At 63.4% G+C, this 17,085-nt stretch carries 18 protein-coding genes and 1 tRNA gene; 7 read left to right on the top strand and 12 right to left on the bottom strand.

Annotated features, from left to right (window positions below):
- Window positions 1-10: 10 nt before the first annotated feature.
- The 7 genes from AB843_RS20385 to rpiA all read right to left on the bottom strand — a co-directional run bounded on the left by AB843_RS20385 (window position 11) and on the right by rpiA (window position 6,171).
- Window positions 11-616, bottom strand: a complete 606-nt coding sequence (locus AB843_RS20385) for a hemerythrin domain-containing protein (protein WP_425286828.1) — start codon at window positions 614-616, stop codon at window positions 11-13.
- Window positions 609-1,034 (bottom strand): GFA family protein, encoded by a 426-nt coding sequence (locus AB843_RS20380; RefSeq protein WP_048648744.1) that lies wholly within the window; start codon window positions 1,032-1,034, stop codon window positions 609-611. Before AB843_RS20380 ends, AB843_RS20385 begins: the two co-directional genes overlap by 8 nt.
- A 100-nt stretch (window positions 1,035-1,134) precedes the next feature.
- A complete protein-coding gene (locus AB843_RS20375; protein WP_048648743.1) occupies window positions 1,135-2,511 on the bottom strand; it encodes a class II 3-deoxy-7-phosphoheptulonate synthase in 1,377 nt (458 codons plus the stop codon).
- A gap of 134 nt (window positions 2,512-2,645) precedes the next feature.
- On the bottom strand, window positions 2,646-3,242 hold the full coding sequence (locus AB843_RS20370) for a hypothetical protein (protein WP_048648742.1): 597 nt from the start codon (window positions 3,240-3,242) through the stop codon (window positions 2,646-2,648).
- A gap of 1 nt (window position 3,243) precedes the next feature.
- A complete protein-coding gene (gene gor / locus AB843_RS20365) occupies window positions 3,244-4,629 on the bottom strand; it encodes a glutathione-disulfide reductase (RefSeq protein WP_048648741.1) in 1,386 nt (461 codons plus the stop codon).
- Between the two features lie 255 nt (window positions 4,630-4,884).
- On the bottom strand, window positions 4,885-5,448 hold the full coding sequence (locus tag AB843_RS20360; protein WP_048648740.1) for a DUF2059 domain-containing protein: 564 nt from the start codon (window positions 5,446-5,448) through the stop codon (window positions 4,885-4,887).
- Window positions 5,449-5,466: 18 nt separating this feature from the next.
- A complete protein-coding gene (rpiA, locus tag AB843_RS20355; RefSeq protein ID WP_048648739.1) occupies window positions 5,467-6,171 on the bottom strand; it encodes a ribose-5-phosphate isomerase RpiA in 705 nt (234 codons plus the stop codon).
- A 147-nt stretch (window positions 6,172-6,318) separates the two neighbouring features.
- Between rpiA and gph the strand changes: the two genes are divergently transcribed.
- The 3 genes from gph (at window position 6,319) to AB843_RS20340 (ending at window position 8,757) form a co-directional block, all read left to right on the top strand.
- Complete coding sequence (gene gph, locus AB843_RS20350; RefSeq protein ID WP_048648738.1) at window positions 6,319-7,002, top strand: phosphoglycolate phosphatase; 684 nt, start codon at window positions 6,319-6,321, stop codon at window positions 7,000-7,002.
- Between the two features lie 139 nt (window positions 7,003-7,141).
- Window positions 7,142-7,216 (top strand) — tRNA-Val (locus tag AB843_RS20345).
- An 86-nt stretch (window positions 7,217-7,302) separates the two neighbouring features.
- Entirely contained in the window at window positions 7,303-8,757 is a 1,455-nt protein-coding gene (locus tag AB843_RS20340; protein ID WP_048648737.1) for a TrkH family potassium uptake protein, read from the top strand.
- Window positions 8,758-8,805: 48 nt separating this feature from the next.
- Here AB843_RS20340 and AB843_RS20335 read toward each other — a convergent pair whose 3' ends face one another.
- Together AB843_RS20335 and AB843_RS20330 are read right to left on the bottom strand one after the other, a co-directional pair.
- On the bottom strand, window positions 8,806-10,695 hold the full coding sequence (locus AB843_RS20335; RefSeq protein ID WP_048648736.1) for a L,D-transpeptidase family protein: 1,890 nt from the start codon (window positions 10,693-10,695) through the stop codon (window positions 8,806-8,808).
- A 209-nt stretch (window positions 10,696-10,904) separates the two neighbouring features.
- Window positions 10,905-11,861, bottom strand: a complete 957-nt coding sequence (locus AB843_RS20330) for an alpha/beta fold hydrolase (protein WP_048648735.1) — start codon at window positions 11,859-11,861, stop codon at window positions 10,905-10,907.
- Between the two features lie 48 nt (window positions 11,862-11,909).
- On the opposite strand from AB843_RS20330, the gene AB843_RS20325 reads away from it, so the two are divergent.
- On the top strand, window positions 11,910-12,362 hold the full coding sequence (locus tag AB843_RS20325) for a MarR family winged helix-turn-helix transcriptional regulator (protein ID WP_048648734.1): 453 nt from the start codon (window positions 11,910-11,912) through the stop codon (window positions 12,360-12,362).
- Here the strand turns inward: AB843_RS20325 and AB843_RS20320 are convergent.
- Window positions 12,337-13,185 carry an AraC family transcriptional regulator gene (locus AB843_RS20320; protein WP_048648733.1) on the bottom strand — a complete coding sequence of 283 codons (849 nt, stop codon included), beginning with the start codon at window positions 13,183-13,185 and terminating at the stop codon, window positions 12,337-12,339. The genes AB843_RS20325 and AB843_RS20320 overlap by 26 nt on opposite strands.
- Before the next feature lie 116 nt (window positions 13,186-13,301).
- Here AB843_RS20320 and AB843_RS20315 point away from each other — a divergent pair, with 116 nt between their 5' ends.
- Together AB843_RS20315 and AB843_RS20310 are read left to right on the top strand one after the other, a co-directional pair.
- A complete protein-coding gene (locus AB843_RS20315; RefSeq protein WP_048648732.1) occupies window positions 13,302-14,519 on the top strand; it encodes an MFS transporter in 1,218 nt (405 codons plus the stop codon).
- A 20-nt stretch (window positions 14,520-14,539) separates the two neighbouring features.
- The gene (locus AB843_RS20310) at window positions 14,540-14,890 is read left to right on the top strand and encodes a VOC family protein (protein ID WP_048648731.1); all 351 of its coding nucleotides are present in this window, start codon (window positions 14,540-14,542) and stop codon (window positions 14,888-14,890) included.
- A 13-nt stretch (window positions 14,891-14,903) separates the two neighbouring features.
- Here the strand turns inward: AB843_RS20310 and AB843_RS20305 are convergent, their stop codons facing one another.
- Window positions 14,904-15,533 carry a pyridoxamine 5'-phosphate oxidase family protein gene (locus AB843_RS20305; RefSeq protein ID WP_082143920.1) on the bottom strand — a complete coding sequence of 210 codons (630 nt, stop codon included), beginning with the start codon at window positions 15,531-15,533 and terminating at the stop codon, window positions 14,904-14,906.
- Window positions 15,523-15,894, bottom strand: a complete 372-nt coding sequence (locus AB843_RS20300; protein ID WP_048648730.1) for a gamma-butyrobetaine hydroxylase family protein — start codon at window positions 15,892-15,894, stop codon at window positions 15,523-15,525. Before AB843_RS20300 ends, AB843_RS20305 begins: the two co-directional genes overlap by 11 nt.
- 181 nt (window positions 15,895-16,075) lie before the next feature.
- Between AB843_RS20300 and moaA the strand changes: the two genes are divergently transcribed.
- Window positions 16,076-17,083 carry a GTP 3',8-cyclase MoaA gene (moaA, locus tag AB843_RS20295; RefSeq protein ID WP_048648729.1) on the top strand — a complete coding sequence of 336 codons (1,008 nt, stop codon included), beginning with the start codon at window positions 16,076-16,078 and terminating at the stop codon, window positions 17,081-17,083.
- Window positions 17,084-17,085: the final 2 nt, after the last annotated feature.

The following is a 17,085-nucleotide window of genomic DNA, read 5'->3' as shown; positions in this document are numbered from 1 at the left end:
ATCGGCCGGCTCAACCGCCGACGCCAAGCCCTTCCTCGGTCCTGTCCAGAATGAGCGGGATGATCAGATCCTCCTCGTCGTGCAGGTGCCTGAGCAGCATCGACAGCAGCTTCGTGTTCTCGTCCGCATAGGCGTCGGCGGCGAACAGCCGCGTGTCGCGCGCAGCGCCGAGCGCCTGGAGGAATGCCGACCCGGTCTGCGCGTTGCGCTCCAGCGCGTCATGGATGGTGTGGTGATCGGCATCGAGAAGGTCGAAGCCGCGCTTCAGGCGCTCCTCGGCAGCGGCGAAGACGGGAAAATAGTGCATGTCCTCGATCTGGTGATGCCCATGCAATTGCTGCAGGAAAAACCGCAGGCGCGGTGCGAACCAGGCGGCGAAATCATGCGGCGCCAACCGCCCCTCGCGATAGTCGGTGACGCTGCCCTGCAGCAGGCCGCCGAGCTCGCGGAACATGTCGTGCCGCTGCAGCCAGAATTGCGCCATGCCGCCAAGATTGGCATGCCCCTGCCACGTATCGCGCGGATATTTCTCCACCAGATAGCGCAGATCGGGCGGCAGGCCCTGCCGCGTCTCGATCCGCAAACTGTCCGGCAGATCGGCCATCGCGTCAGTCATCGTTCCCGGCAACCGCAACCGCCGCCGACGAGCGCGCATATTGCGGCAGGCCATCGTCGATCGTGTAGAAATCGCCCTTGTCGGCGACGAAGATGTGGCTGTCGGCCACAAGCCCGCTCGGCGCCTCGAAAGCGCCGGCCATAATCGACACCTTATCGGCGCCGTTTCGTTTCCAGAACAGCGCCGAGCCGCAAACCCTGCAGAAGCCGCGCCTGGCGAAGTCCGATGCGGCATACCATGTCAGGTTCTCGCCGCCCTCGACCCTCAGGTCCGCATCGCTGACGTCGGTCGCCGCATAGTACAGGCCGGTCTGCTTGCGGCATTGCGAGCAATGGCAATAGACGACGCCACGCAGATCTCCGCTGGTGTGAAAACGGACCGCGCCGCACAGGCACGATCCGTCGTGATGATTGGTCATGGTTCCCTCCGATCCCAACTGGTTCCTTGCAGGAGCCATGACTACCATCTCAACACCCAACAGGGCATTGCCAAAGGCTGAAGTTAAGCTTCAACCCCGTTCAAGCGTTGGCGACCTTGCCGGCCGGCTGCGCCGCGCGATCCTTCTTCAACAGCTCGGCCACCAGGAAAGACAGTTCCAGCGCCTGGTCGGCATTGAGCCGCGGATCGCAATGGGTGTGGTAGCGGTCCTGCAATTCCTCGTCGCGAATGGCGCGCGCACCGCCCGTGCATTCGGTGACGTTCTTGCCGGTCATCTCCACATGCATGCCGCCGGGATGCGTGCCTTCGGCGCGATGCACCTCGAAGAAGGTCTGCACCTCCTTCAGGATGCGGTCGAAGGGCCGCGTCTTGTAGCCGGCGGCCGTGATCGTGTTGCCGTGCATCGGATCGCACGACCAGACCACCTTGCGCCCTTCCCGCTCCACGGCGCGCACCAGCTTCGGCAGGTGCTCGCCCACCTTGTCGGCTCCGAAACGGGCGATCAGCGTCAGCCGGCCCGGCTCGTTTTCCGGATTGAGCAGGTCGATCAGCTCGATCAGTCCGTCAGGCGTCATCGACGGTCCGCATTTCAGGCCGAGCGGGTTCTTGATGCCACGGCAGAATTCCACATGCGCATGGTCGGCCTGGCGCGTCCGGTCGCCGATCCAGATCATGTGGCCGGACGTGGCGTACCAGTCGCCCGACGTCGAATCGACGCGCGTCAGCGCTTCTTCATAGCCCAGAAGCAACGCCTCGTGGCTGGTGTAGAAATCGGTCTCGCGCAGCGCATGCGAGCTCTCGCCGGTGATGCCGACGGCGCGCATGAAGTCGATCGTCTCGGTGATGCGGTTGGCCAGTTCCTGGTAGCGCTCGGCCTGCGGGCTGTCCGACAGGAAGCCGAGCATCCATTTGTGCACGTTCTCCAGATTGGCGAAACCGCCCTGGGCGAAAGCGCGCAAGAGGTTCAGCGTCGCCGCCGACTGCCGGTAGGCCATTTCCTGGCGCGCCGGATCGGGCGTGCGCGAGGCGGCCTCGAACTCGATGCCGTTGATGATGTCGCCACGGTAGCTCGGCAGGATCACATCGCCCTTGGCCTCCGTGTCGGAGGAGCGCGGCTTGGCGAACTGGCCGGCGATGCGCCCGACCTTCACCACCGGCTGCGACCCGGCAAAGGTCAGGACAACGGCCATCTGCAGGAAGGCGCGGAAGAAATCGCGAATGTTGTCGGCGCCATGCTCGGCAAAGCTTTCCGCGCAATCACCGCCCTGCAGGAGAAAGCCATTGCCCTCGGCAACGGCGGCGAGCTGCTTCTTCAGCTTGCGCGCTTCACCTGCAAAAACGAGTGGCGGATAGGTGGCCATGCGCGCCTCGACCTCGGCCAGGGCGTTCAGGTCCGGATAGGCCGGAACCTGCTGGATGGGCTTGTTTCTCCACGAATTCGGCGACCACTTCGTCATCTTGCTTACTCGACTTTGGCTTCAGGAATCATGCCCTCGGTCCGCGGCGACAGCCGTTCACGGATACCGAAAGCCCGCTTATTAACGAAAGCGCGGGCACGATACTACCCCGGAATCACGGTGATGGCGAAGGCTTATCCCGCAGCGGGCACGATGCGCAGCCCGCACTGGGCGAGCAGCGCGTCGAGAAATGCCTGTTCGCTCGGCTCGAGCGCGACGGCACGCGGATATTGCGGCGCGGCGCGATCGGCCAGGATCGCAGCGTCAAACCCGTCCGTCTCCGCGATAAAGCGTGCTGCGCCTTCTTCACCGAATTCGCGCAGAAACCCCTGCAGAACCGCATCGAGATAGGATTGAATGATCTGCAACCGGATCGGCTCGACGGATCGCTTCGCCTGATAGACATGGATCGGACAATTGACCGGCAAAGCCTCGGCGGCCTTCACCGCGCCGGGATCGAGCGCCACGCGCGCGTAATGCGCTTCGCGCAGATCGACGCTCGGCAGGTTTTCGACCCGGTCGACGATCAGCAGCCCGTCGATGAAGGCGTCCGCGTCGCAGCGAACGCTCAACAGCGCGCGCTCGGTTTCATCGTCCCGACGCACCCATTGGCGCCGCCAGCCCATCAGCCGTGCCGGCACCGCACCAATGATCTCGGTGCGGTGCGTGGCGCGATTGACCAGAGAGCCATAGCCGAAATAGGCCACCAGCCCGTCGCCGTTCCCGTCCATCTCAGTCGATCCGTTTGCCCTTTTCGACCCGATAGCTCGGCTGGTACATGGTGACCAGCTCCTCCGCCGCCGATGGATGCACCGCCATGGTGCGGTCGAAATCGTCCTTGGTCAGCCGGGCCTTGAGCGCGATCCCGAGAATCTGCGCCATCTCGCCGGCGTCGGGACCCAGCACATGCGCCCCGACGACGACGCGGCTGTCCGCATCCACCACCAGCTTCATCAGCATCTTTTCCTGGCGTCCCGACAGCGTGTGGCGCATCGGCCGGAAGCTGGCACGGTAGATTTCCAGCCTGTCGAAACGGTGTGTCGCCTCGTCCTCCGACAGGCCGACCGTGCCGATCTCCGGTTGCGAGAACACGGCGGTGGCGATCGTGTCGTGATCGACCTTCGTCGGCTTGCCGCGAAACTCCGTATCGACGAAGCCCATCGCCTCATGGATCGCAACCGGCGTCAATTGCACCCGGTTGGTCACGTCGCCCAGCGCCCAGATGTTGTCGACATTGGTACGCGAATAGTCGTCGACGATGATTTCGCCGGTCTTGCCGGTCTCAACACCCGCCGCATCGAGGCCGAGATTGTCCGTGTTGGGAATGCGGCCGATGGCCAGCATCACCTGGCCCGCCTCCAGCACCTTGCCCGATTTGAGATATGCCATGAGCGTCCCATCGCTGCCTTTGTCGACGGCGGTCAGCACGTCATGGCAGAGGATCTTGATGCCCTTGGCCTCCATCGTCGCGTGCAGTTCGCGACGCAGATCGACGTCGAAGCGCGAGAGGATTTCCTTGCCGCGGTAGACCAGCGTCGTATCGACGCCCAGGCCATGGAAGATGTTGGCGAATTCCACGGCGATGTAGCCACCGCCCTCGATGATGATGGCAGACGGCAGCTCGGCCAAGTCGAACGCCTCATTGGAGAAGATGCAATGCTCATGGCCCGGCAGCGCGGCATGCGGATTGGGCCGCCCGCCGACCGCGATCAGGATCTTGTCCGCCGTCACCCGCCTGCCGCCGACCTCGACCGTGTGCCGGTCGACCAGCGTTGCCCGCGCCTCGAAAATCTCGGCCCCGGCGTTTTCCAGCCCCTTGCGGTACAGGCCTTCCAGCCGGGCGATCTCGCGGTCCTTGTTGTCGACTAGGTCACGCCAGTTGAAGCTGGCCTCGGGCACGGTCCAGCCATAACCGGCGGCGTCTTCGAAATGCTCGGGAAACTGCGAGGCGTAGACGAACAGTTTTTTCGGCACGCAACCGCGAATGACGCAGGTGCCGCCAAAGCGATATTCCTCGGCGATCGCCACGCGCTTGCCCAGCCCCGCCGCCAGCCGCCCCGCGCGCACGCCGCCCGAGCCGCCGCCAATCACAAACAGATCGTAATCGAATTTCGTCATCTCAATCCCTCGGCCCGAACGGCCTTGTCACATCCTGCATCAGGTTCTCAGGCCTATTGGCGCCAGCAACCGCCATAGACTTATAGCATTTTTGCAGTCAGGTGGAATCACCTGACGTCCGCATAAATGCGGAAAATCAAAGAGATAGAGCGTCCTTTATGCGTCCGAATAGACGCATGGCGCTCTAGAAATCCGGAGGCCAAAATAAAAGCCCGGCACGACGGCCGGGCTTCGAGACAATCCAGAAAACAGCGTCTACTGGTTTGCCGGCGCGGATTCGGCCGGGGCAGACTCTGCCGGAGCAGGCTGGGTACCCGTGGCTTCGGACGCCGCCTCCATCTGCTGTCCGACCATCTGTGCCAGGTCGCGGGCAATGCCACGGCGCCAGATCTCGCCGGCCTTCAGCACTTCCCGCGTGACGATCGGTCCGTCGGCGATCAGTTTCCGGCCGGTCGGCGATTCGTAGAAGGCGGCGATCTCCTTCAATTCCGGCTCGCTGAACACGCGCGCATAGGCTTGCGCCGCCTCGCGCTCCAGATCGACCCGGCGGCTGGCAAGCTCGATGGCCTTCTCGTCGACGGCTGCGTTGATCAGCTGAACCAGGTCGGGATTCTTGCGGATGAGCTCGGACTTGAGCGCGCCGGCGGCCTGCGGCAGAACGCCGTCGAAATCGCCGGTAGCGTTGATCGCCGCGATCGCCGCACGCGCCGCCGAAAGATGCGTTTCGGAAATATCCTGCGCCAAAGCCGGAGTGAAGGCGACCGTCGCCGCCACTGCGGCGGAGGCTGCGAAGAGACGGACGCGAGTTGCCAAAGTCATGTTATTCACACTCCATTTCTAATCAGACAGCCCGACTGTTCGCACCTCGCCATCGCCCGCGATGAAGGCGGTGTCGGCAAGGTCGAGAAACAGGCCATGTTCCACAACGCCCGGTATGGCGTGCAGCGCGTTTGCCAATGCTCTTGGATCGCGAATGCGGCCAAATGATGCATCGACGATAAGATGTCCACCGTCGGTCACAAAGGGTTTTTCGCCGTCCTGGCGAACCGCAAGCCTCCCGCTGAGACCGAGTTCGCGCGCCACCGATTCTATTGCCAGAATCGTGGCGCGCAGGCCGAACACATTGACCTCGATGGGCAGCGGAAACTGTCCCAGCGTCTCGACCATCTTGCTCTTGTCGGCAATGACGATCATGCGCTGGGAGGCGGCCGCGACGATCTTTTCGCGCAACAGCGCCCCGCCACCGCCCTTGATCAAGGCGAGGCCGGGGCCGATCTCATCAGCGCCGTCGATCGTCAGGTCGAGGGCGGGCGTTTCATCGAGCGTCGTCAGCGGCACGCCCAGTTCCTCGCAGAGCCGCGCCGTGCGCTCGGAGGTCGGCACGCCGATCACCGACAGACCCTCGGCGACGCGCGCCGCCAGCAGGCGAACGAACTCCTCGGCGGTCGAGCCGGTGCCGATCCCCAGGCGCATGCCGTCGGTGACCTGGCCCAGCGCTGCCCGCGCCGCCTCGATCTTCAGTTCGCGCATATCGCCCGACATCGTACCCCCAAATATAGCCCGGGTCTGTTCATCTGCGGTTCCTAACCCGTTTTGACGCGGCTCGCAAATGCGCGTTGACCCACTTGCGCGTTAACTTGCGCCGCCCGGTCCGGCGGGTTATCCCAACAGGATTGTAAAGGGGACATCATGTCAGCGCCAATCATCGTCTTCGATCTGGACGGAACGCTGGTCGACACCGCACCGGACCTGCTGGACAGCCTGAACCATTGCCTGGCGAGCGTCGGCATCGCGCCGGTGCAGGAGAGCGAGATCAACCGCATTGTCGGCTTCGGCAGCCGCGTCATGATCGAGCGGGCCTTTGCCGTGCGCCAACGCCAACTGGCCGAAGGGCAACTGGACGCGCTGCAAGCCCTGTTCCTCGACCATTACACGGCCAATGTGCCGGGCCGCTCGCGTCCCTACCCCGGTGTGATCGAGGCGATCGGCCGCTTCCGCTCCGCCGGCTATATCACGGCGATCTGCACCAACAAGCTCGAGGGCATGTCGAAGTCGCTGCTTTCCGCCCTCGGCATCTCGCACCATTTCGAGGCGATCTGCGGCGCCGACACCTTCCCCATGCGCAAGCCGGACCCGGGCCATCTGCTCAACACCATCGCCATGGCGGGCGCCGATCCCAACCGCGCCGTGATGATCGGTGATTCGCGCACCGACATCGACACGGCAAAGGCGGCCGGCATTCCCGTCGTCGCCGTCGATTTCGGCTACACGGACCGCCATGTGCGCGAGTTCGAGCCATCGCGCATCATCTCGCATTTCGATGAACTGAGTGTCGAAATGGCTGAAGGCCTGATCGCTGCAACGGCCGCATAGGGCATTTTGCAGTCAGGTGGAATCACCTGACGTCCGCATGAACGCGGAAAAACAAAGAAATTGAGCGCCCCGATACCCACCTTGACTCGGCCCCGCGCCGCCCCTTATATCGCGGCTCGCTCGATGATGGTTTGCGAGCGGGCGCGTAGCTCAGCGGGAGAGCACACCCTTCACACGGGTGGGGTCGCAGGTTCAATCCCTGCCGCGCCCACCATTCGCGAGAATCAGGTGGTGACGCGGGGGCTTCCTTTCGGCTGGCTCCTGCACACGGACTGACCGTCAATTGGTGAGAGCCATCCATTGCAGCCATCAGCGATCCGCACCGCCACCTATCCAGCAGCGATCTTTGCCGTCTATGTCGCAGCCTCCATGCTGTTTCCGGCCGCCGTCGACCTTTATTACGGCAATGATGACTGGCAGGTTTTTGTCGTTTGCGCCCTGGCCACCGGTGCGGTTGCTCTGACCATCGCCGCGGCAACGCGGGGTTCGCTGCCCCGTGGGTCGACGCAGACCACCTTCCTTGTCGTGGTCGTTCTCTGGGTGACGCTGGGCGCCATCGGCGCTGTGCCCTTTTATGCGGCGTCGTTGAAACTCGACCTGGCCGAGGCAGTGTTCGAATCGGTGTCGGCGATCACCACCACGGGTTCCACCGTCATCACCGGCCTCGATGGCTTGCCGCCCGGCCTCCTTCTGTGGCGCTCCCTGCTGCAATGGATTGGCGGCATCGGCGTCGTGGCCCTCGGCCTGTTCCTTCTGCCCTTGCTTAAAGTCGGCGGCTTTTCCTATTTCCGCGTCGAATCGTCGGACATCGAGAACCGACCCTTCGAGCGCTTCATCAGCTTCCTGATCGCCCTGATCGGCATTTACTGCCTTTTGACGGCGCTATGCGCCCTTGGCTACGCCGCCGGCGGCATGAGCAATTTCGATGCCTTGAACCACGCATTGACCACAATCGCCACCGGCGGGTTTTCGACACATGACGCGTCCTTCGGATATTTCGAAGGCATGACCGTGCTCTGGGTCGGCACGGTCTTCATGCTCCTGGCCGCATTGCCGTTCTCGATCCTCGTGCTGCTGTTCGTCCGTGGCCGCCTCGACGCGTTGCAGGATCCGCAAATCCGCCTGTTTCTTGCCTATGTGACCGCCATCGTCCTGGCCCTGGCGGTTGAACGGCGCATCACCACCGGTCTGCCTTTCGACGAGGCGCTGGCCACCACCGCCTTCAATTTCACCTCGATCATCACCACCACAGGCTATGCCAGCGAGGACTATACGCTGTGGGGGCCATTCGCCGTCGCGCTGGCGTTTTTCGCCACCTTCCTCGGCGGTTGCTCGGGCTCGACCTCGGGCGGCATCAAATCCTACCGGTTCCTGATTCTCGGCAGCATGTTGTTGAACGGTCTTAAACTCCTGATCCACCCGCATTCGGTCCAGTCGCTGCGCTACGGCAATCGCGTGGTCGATGAGGAGATGCAGCGCTCCGTCGTCCTGTTTCTGACGGCATTTCTCGCCTCATGGGTCGTCTCGACCCTGCTTTTGTCGCTGACGGGGCTTGATCTCCTGACATCGGTCACGGCCTCGCTCACGGCCTTGACCAATGTCGGGCCTGGCCTTGGCTCCGTTGTCGGACCCGCCGGTAATTTCACGTCTCTGGGGGACTTCGCCAAATGGGTCCTGGCGGCGACGATGCTGCTTGGCCGCCTGGAAATCCTGGCCGTTCTGGTCCTGTTCGTCCCGACCTTCTGGCGCAGTTGACGGCGCTGAGCAGGCTCCCGACCCGGGAGCCTTCGGAAAATCGATGCGTCAGCTGCTCGGCGCGCGCGTGTCGGCAACCTTCTCCAGAGCGATTTTCAGCCGCTCGTCGCGGCCGTAGACGTCGCCGTGATAGGCGATCTTGCCATCCGCCTCCGCATCGGGCCAGGCAGTGAAATAGGCGACATAGACCGGGATATCGCGCTCGATCTTGCGCCGCGTCGGCTGCCCGCCGCCGCGATTGATGCTGGCCGCCACCTCCTCGACAGGAATGTCGAGAACGGCCGCCGCCATCGCCCGTGGATCAGCCAGGCGCACACAGCCATGGCTGAAGGCGCGCGTGTCGCGCTGGAACAGGCTTTTCGACGGCGTGTCATGCATGTAGATGGCGTGCCGGTTCGGAAACAGGATCTTCAGCTCGCCGAGCGAATTGCCCGGACCAGGTTTCTGCCGCACGTTGAAGGGAATATTGCTGCCATACTGGCCCCAATTGACGGCGGTCGAGGAGACCTGCCGGCCGCTCCCATTGACTACTTCATAGCCATTGCGGTCGAGATAACTCGAATCGCGCAGCAGCTTCGGCAGCATCTCATTGACCAGGATCGAGCGCGGCACGCCCCAATAGGGATTGAACTCCACCGTTTCCAGCGTGTCATGGAAGAAGCTGGTCTGGTTAGAGGGGCTGCCGACCACCGTGCGCATCGAAAGCCGGAGGCTTCCCTTGTCGAAGAAATCGACCATGTACGAAGCCGCGTTGATGACCACGCGCGTCTCACCCATATCCGAAGGATGCCAGCGCAACCGCTCCAGCGCGAGCAGCACCTTCTCGATGCGCGCCGCCTTTGATTCGCCGGCTATCGCCCTGACCGTGCGCGGGCCGATGACGCCGTCGGGCTTCAAGCCATGCTGTTCTTGCGTGGCCTTGATGAGTGGCACCAATTCATCGGCATAGAGCGCGCTGTCTGCATGGCTTTTCAGAAGCGGTCCGTATTCCGCCAGAAGATCCGCATCTCCGTCGCGCTCGATGATCTTCAGCAGCTTGGCGAATTCCGGATTGCTGCCGCCCGGCCTCACGAAGGTTTTCGGATCGACGACGATCTCCCGCTCGGCAGCCGCCCGCAACGTTTCGAGTTCGGCCCGCAGTGCACGATAATCGCTGTTCTGCGGGTGCTGCTGATTCAGATAGATGGCGACATCCGAGGCGCGCGCCATGAAACCGAGGCTTTGCACCAGGTCGAGCGGCTTCACGGGAAAATCGTGATAGCCCGACAATTTGTTGGGATCGACACGCCCCCCATGGGCATCGCGCACATAACGCAGGACGCGCGCCGACAGAATCATCTCAAAGCGGATCAGTTCCTTTTGCCGCTCGGCGATCTGGTCGTACCGGAAATCGGCGCTCGGCACGCCGACCGTATAGTCCGCCTCCGACAGGCCGAACTGGCCGGCCTCGGCCAGAACGCGCAGCGCCTGCTCGGCGCGCTTGTTGGCATGATAGCCGGACACCCAGAGGAAATCCGGATTCTTCGAATAGTAGTCGGTCAGCGCCTCGGCGATGCCCTTCTCGGCAAACAGTTCGAAACCGGCAAGCTTCGGCAGCGCCTCGCGAAACGCTGCGCCGTCGAGCCTCGGCTCGAACGCAGATTCCAGCGCCGGCGGCGCGATGCGCGAGAAATCCACATGCACAGGTTCGGCGGGCCTGTAGGTGTAATAGGACGGCGCGGCAATCTTCGGCGCCGGAGCACGCGGTGATTTACGCCGAACCGGTTCCGCCGGCACCACGCCACGCTGCGGCTCGACACGTGCATTGCTCGTGGCGCGGTTGCCACCGCCGAACAGCATGTCGAACAGATTGTCTGCCTGCGCTTGCGACGCGCCGCCAGCGAGTAAGGCAACGGTGGCGCAGGCAAGGCCAGCCTTTTGAAAAGAAAACAAAATCATCGATCATCCCCACCCGAATCTGCCAGCTCATATCGTCTCTCCGGAACGCTGCTTATGCATGCGCGCTGCCCCGGCGATCAGCGACGCTCCGGCACGGTCTGAGTTGTGCTTGAACGACGCCAGCCTGATGAATCGCCACAAGGATAACACTTCACAACCGATCGGTCGCCGGACGATCGATAAAATTGTCTTGAAACGCGCGATCGGTTTCAGCTTGGTGAATGAAGCCTTAACGGATCTGATTTGTCGCCGATCGCGCCGGTCAGCGGGCGTTCCGGACGGCTGGCGGCGAATTCCGCTGCCCGTGCGGCAACCGCTGCATCGCCCAGAATGCGCCGGTGGCCGAGGCCCGGCGCCCAGGCCAGAGAAACATGATCGCCCGCGGCTGCCATGGCCTCCGCATCATCCGCCGGCACTTCCTTGTCCTCGGGCGCATGAATGATCAAGGTCGGCGCGGCGAAAGCCTTCAACTGCAGCGCGCCCTCGAATGCCGCCAGCGGGGTGCCGGCCAATCTCTGCACCATGCCTTCGAGCGCCGCTTGCGTGCGCGGGCCAAGGCCGACGGCGGCGCCGAACTCGCAGAACAACCGCGGCAGGGAGTTGGGCGAGGCAATCATCACCAGCCGGCGCAGACCGATCGGCGGAACCTGCCGCACGGAACCGGTCGCCGCGTTGAGCGCCACGGCGCCGCCGAAGGAGTGGCCGACGGCCGTATCGAAGGGCCCGAGCCACAGCGCCGCCGCGTGCACGGCCGCAACCGCGTTCGGCATGTGCAGCTTGCGTCCCGTCGCCCTTCCATGCCCCGGCAGGTCCACGGCGACGACGCGGAAGCCGCGCGCCAGGAGCGCTTCTATCACAGGTCGCATATGCTCGGTGCGCGAGCGCCAGCCATGCAGAACGAGCACTGCCGGTCCATCGCGCCGCGCGCCCCAGTTGGTGAATTCATAAGCCGTGAAATCGCCATAGGCAGTCGTCAGCCGATGCCGGCGCGCCCGTTTCATGAAGGCGTCGGCCTGGGCGAGCACGCGCCGCTCCTTGGCCGACTGCCGCAGCGGATCTGGTGTCCGACAGAACAACTCGAATGCAAAGCGTCCGGCAAGTCTTGGCGCGACATGTTCGATTGTGCCAAAAAGGCTGCGTATGATCCGCAAGCTGAGGGTGTCCATGCCGACGTTCCGCAATAATGTTCAACGATGAACAAAGTTAGTTCAAGCATGAACAAAAAACAAGACCTCCCCTGGGACAATCCGCGCTTTCGCACGTGGATTGCCGTCGCCCGTGCCGAGAAGGCCATTGTACGGGCGCTGAGCAGGGGGTTGGAGCCGCTTGGGCTGAAACTCGCCCAGCTCGATATGCTGATGAACCTCTATCGTCATCCGGGCCAGTCGCAGCACGATCTGGCGCGCCGCCTTCTGGTCGGGCGCTCGAACATCACCATGCTCCTGCCGCAGATGGAGACGCAGGGGCTCGTCCGACGCGAAGGCGATGCGACCGACAAACGCGTGCTGCGCCTCTATCTGACGCCGGAAGGCGAGTCCCGCCTGATGAAAGCGCTGGCTGTCTACACCGACCTGATCGACCGTGTGCTGGCCCAGTCGACGCCGGCGCAGTGCGAGGCCATGGGCGAGCAGATGCGCCGCATCAGCGAGGCGCTGGCGGAGGATTGACCGGCGCGGCACGCAGATAGGCGCGCGGCGAGGCGCCCAGCATGCGCTTGAACATGGTGGTGAAGGCCGCCACGCTCTCATAGCCCAGATCGAGCGCCACATTGGTGACCGATTCGCCGCCTGTCAGGCGCGGCAGCGCGGCAAACAGGCTGGCCTGCTGGCGCCACAACGACAGGCTGATCCCCGTTTCCTGCTGGAATTTGCGCGTAAAACTGCGCCGGCTCATGCCGATCGCCTCCGCCCAGGCATCGATGGTGACGTGGCTCGACGGCGCTTCGAGAAAACGCAGGCACAATCCCGCCAGCCGTGGATCGGCGGGGAAAGGCAGGCCGAGCGGCATTTCGCGCAGCCGCGGGACCTCGTGCAGGATCAGGCTGTGCAGCAGACCGCTGCGGCCCGAAGGCTGCGCCTCATGCGGCAGCGGAACCGCCTCGTCCAGAAGACTGCGCATCAAATCGGTCATGCCGACGACACGCAGGGTCTCGGGCAGGCCTTCGATCGCCCCCGGCAAGACATACGCCGATTGCATCCGCACCCCGCCCAGCATGTCGACCGCATGCTCGACATGCGCTGGAATCCAGATCGCGTGGCCCGCCGGCACCATCCAGCGGCCGAAAACGGTCTTCACCAGGACGACGCCGGACCGCGCATGCAGGAGCTGCGAGCGGCTGTGCTGATGCGGCGCTACCTGAAACCCGTACGGATAAACGCTTTGCCAGACCACCACATCGCCGTCCGCCTCCTCGAGCCAGGCCCGGCGGCGCACGTCCACCTGTCCCATCTCGCGCGACGAGCGCACCGCTTCCGGCTGGAATTCCTTCATCACGATTTGGCCCAGTTGCAAAGAAACTAGACCAAATCACCAAGGAAGGTCATTGGCAACCCGCGTATAAGCGCCTGTGCTGCTGAGACTTGGCGGCAATGCGACGGAGCACTCCCTTGACCGACACCACCGCCAGCCAGATTCCGGCATCCCAGAATTCGGCAATCGCTGAAAAGACCGCCTATGCGGTGCTTCTCGCCGTCAGCTTCGGCCATATGCTGAACGACATCATGCAGTCGATGCTGGCAGCCATCTATCCGATGCTGAAGAGCGATTACGGACTGGATTTCTGGCAGATCGGTCTCTTGACCATGGCTTTCCAGGTGACGGCCTCCCTGTTGCAGCCGGCCATCGGCCTGGTCACCGACAAGAAGCCGATGCCCTATTCGCTGCCGGTCGGCATGGGCTCCACCCTGGTCGGGCTGCTGCTTCTGGCAATGGCGGCCAATTATCCCATGCTGCTCATCGGCGCCATGTTCGTCGGCCTCGGTTCGGCGATCTTCCATCCCGAATCCTCGCGCGTCGCGCGGCTGGCTTCCGGCGGCCGCTACGGCATGGCCCAGGCCCTGTTCCAGGTCGGCGGCAATGTCGGGACCGCCATCGGGCCGTTGCTGGCCGCCTTCATCGTCGTGCCGCGCGGTCAGGGCAGTGTCGGCTGGTTCTCGCTAGCAGCACTGGTCGGCATGATCGTCCTGTGGCGCGTCAGCCGCTGGTACAGCCAGTACCGCATCCGCACCGCCTCGCGTCCCGCCGTCGCCAGGACGCTCACCCTGCCGCGCCGAAAGGTTGCGGTATCGCTTGCCATCCTCATTGCGCTGGTTTTTGCCAAGAACGTCTACATGGCCGGCATCGCCAGCTACTACACGTTCTATCTCATCGAGAAATTCGGCGTTTCGGTTCAGCATTCGCAAGTGCTGCTGTTCGTCTTCCTTGGCGCAGTGGCGGCAGGAACGATACTCGGCGGCCTGATCGGCGACCGCGTCGGCTCAAAGACGGTGATCTGGTTCTCCATCCTCGGCGTCCTGCCCTTCACCCTCGCCCTGCCCTACGCCGATCTCTTCTGGACACCGGTGTTGACGGTGGCGATCGGCCTGATCATGGCCTCAGCCTTTCCGCAGATCATCGTCTATGGCCAGGAGTTGCTGCCCGGCCGCGTCGGCATGGTCGCCGGCATGTTTTTCGGCTTCGCCTTCGGGCTCGGCGGCATCGGCGCTGCGGTGCTCGGCGTGGTGGCGGACGTGAAGGGCATCGAGTATGTTTATCGCGCCTGTTCCTTCCTGCCGGTGCTCGGCCTCTTGACCGTATTCCTGCCCAACCTGAAAAAGGCCGGTTGATCGACAGGCGGAGGAAAACCATGAACGTCAAGCGGATCGTCAGCAACGTGCAGGCCACCGACATCGAGGCCGCGCGGCGCTTTTACGGCGACCTGCTCGGCCTCGATCTGCTTATGGATCTCGGCTGGATCGCCACCTACGGCAGCGCGGCCCAAATGACCGTGCAGATCAGCTTTGCCACGGAAGGCGGCTCGGGAACGCCGGTGCCCGACCTGTCGATCGAGGTCGACGACGTCGATGCAGCGCTGGAAAAATTCGTCGCGGCGGGAATCGATATCGAGTATGGTCCGGCGGACGAACCCTGGGGCGTGCGTCGATTCTATGTGCGCGATCCATTCGGCAAGCTGGTCAACATCCTCTCCCACCGTTGAACACCGGCAGGTTTCACCACATGGTTCTGGCGGCGCGCTCCGGCCATTCGCCGTCATAGGCCGCGCCGTCGATCGCCTGCCGGCTGGTCGCCGCCAGGATCTTGCCAGGCGTCGGCAATTGCTTCGCATCGGCATGCTTTTCGGCGTTCCACAGATCGGAGCGGACGATGGCGCGGGCACACTGGAAATAGACCTCTTCAATCGACAGCACGATCACCGAGCGCGGCTGAGCTCCTGCCACGGCAAACGAAGCGCACAGTTCCGGGTCGACCGTCAGATGCGCCCTGCCATTGACCCTGAGCGTCGTGCCCGATCCGGGGATCAGGAACAGGAAGGCCGCGCGGGCGTCACGGACGATGTTGCGCAGCGAATCCGTCCTGTTGTTGCCCCGCCGGTCTGGCATCATCAGCGTCCGCTCATCATGGATGCGGACAAAACCCGGCTGGTCGCCGCGCGGCGAGCAATCGATGCCCTCCGGTCCGACCGTTGCCAGGGCGGCGAAGGGCGACGCCGCGATCAGCGCCGCATATTCCGGTATCACCCGCTCCGTCACCTTGACCAGCGACGCTTCGCCCGGTTCGCCGTAGAGCGCTTCCAGCGCCTCGAGCGAGGCGATGATGTGACTGCCGTCGTCAGTCGCCACGGCTCAATCCCTTTTCCTGCAATTCATCCAGATAGCCCTGCCATTTCTTGTCCTTTTCGATGACAAGTTCATGAAGGTAGGGCCAGGTGAAGATGCCGCTCTGGTGCCCATCGCTGAAAACGACGCGCACCGCATAATTGCCGACGGGATCGACGCGCGCGATGCTGACGCTTTTCTTGCCAGGCACGGTGACGCGCTGGTCGGGCGAATGCCCCTGCACTTCCGCCGAAGGCGACAGAACGCGCAGCATTTCGGCCGAGAGCGCGGCGGGCTCCATTGCGGCGAACAGCACGGTCATCGTCATGCGGTCTTTCGAAATACGCAGTTCCTTCGGTGGCTTTACATTGGAGGATGGGTTCATGAGTGGCACCGCCTTTCGCCCACAGCACTATTCAGCTTTTGCCCCGGAGAAAACCCCGGTCTGGACCGATTGCCCAACAGCGCGGCGTGATGCTAGCTTGCCGTGCTTGAATTGCCGGCCCAAACGAACGACATAGTATGCAGCAGGTCCAGCCGGAGACCGCAAGCGGAAGCAAGCCTCGATGACGCAGCACAGCAACATGATCGACCCGTTTGGCCGCGCCATCGACTATTTGCGCGTGTCGGTGACCGATCGCTGCGATTTTCGCTGTGTCTACTGCATGGCGGAAGACATGACCTTCCTGCCCAAGCGCGACCTGTTGAGCCTCGAAGAGCTCGACCGCCTGTGCACGGTCTTCATTGAAAAAGGCGTCCGGCGGCTGCGGCTGACCGGCGGCGAGCCGCTGGTGCGCAAGAACATCATGCATCTGGTGCGCCAGCTTTCCCGCCACCTGAAATCGGGAGCGCTGCAGGAGCTGACGCTGACCAGCAACGGTTCGCAGCTGGAACGCTTCGCAGCCGAACTCGCCGATTGCGGCGTCCGCCGCATCAACGTGTCGATCGACACGCTCGATGCGGAAAAATTCCGCGCCATCACGCGCTGGGGCAATCTCGACAAGGTGATGCGCGGCATCGACGCCGCCGAAGCCGCCGGCCTGCACGTCAAGCTCAATGCGGTGGCGCTGAAAGGCTTCAACGAGGACGAAATTCCCGAAATGCTGCGCTGGGCGCATGGCCGCGGCATGGACATGACCGTCATCGAGACCATGCCCATGGGCGAGATCGACGCCGACCGAACCGACCAGTATCTGCCGCTGTCATTGCTGCGCGCGCAACTCGAGCAACAGTTCACGCTGACCGACATTCCCTTCAAGACCGGCGGGCCGGCACGCTACGTTGAAGTGAGCGAAACCGGCGGCAAGCTGGGCTTCATCACGCCGATGACGCATAATTTCTGCGAAAGCTGCAACCGCGTGCGCATCACCTGCACGGGCATGCTCTATATGTGCCTCGGCCAGGACGATTCGGCCGACCTGCGCGCCGCGCTGCGCGCCTCCGAGGGCAATGAGTTGCTGGCGTCGGCCATCGACGATGCGATCACGCGCAAGCCCAAGGGCCATGACTTCGTCATCGACCGGCGCACCAACCGCCCCTCGGTTTCCCGCCATATGAGCGTGACCGGCGGATAAGC

Source organism: Nitratireductor soli (genome assembly GCF_001050155.1).
Classification (GTDB): Bacteria; Pseudomonadota; Alphaproteobacteria; order Rhizobiales; family Rhizobiaceae; genus Nitratireductor; species Nitratireductor soli.
This window is presented reverse-complemented; position numbering and strand designations above follow the sequence as displayed.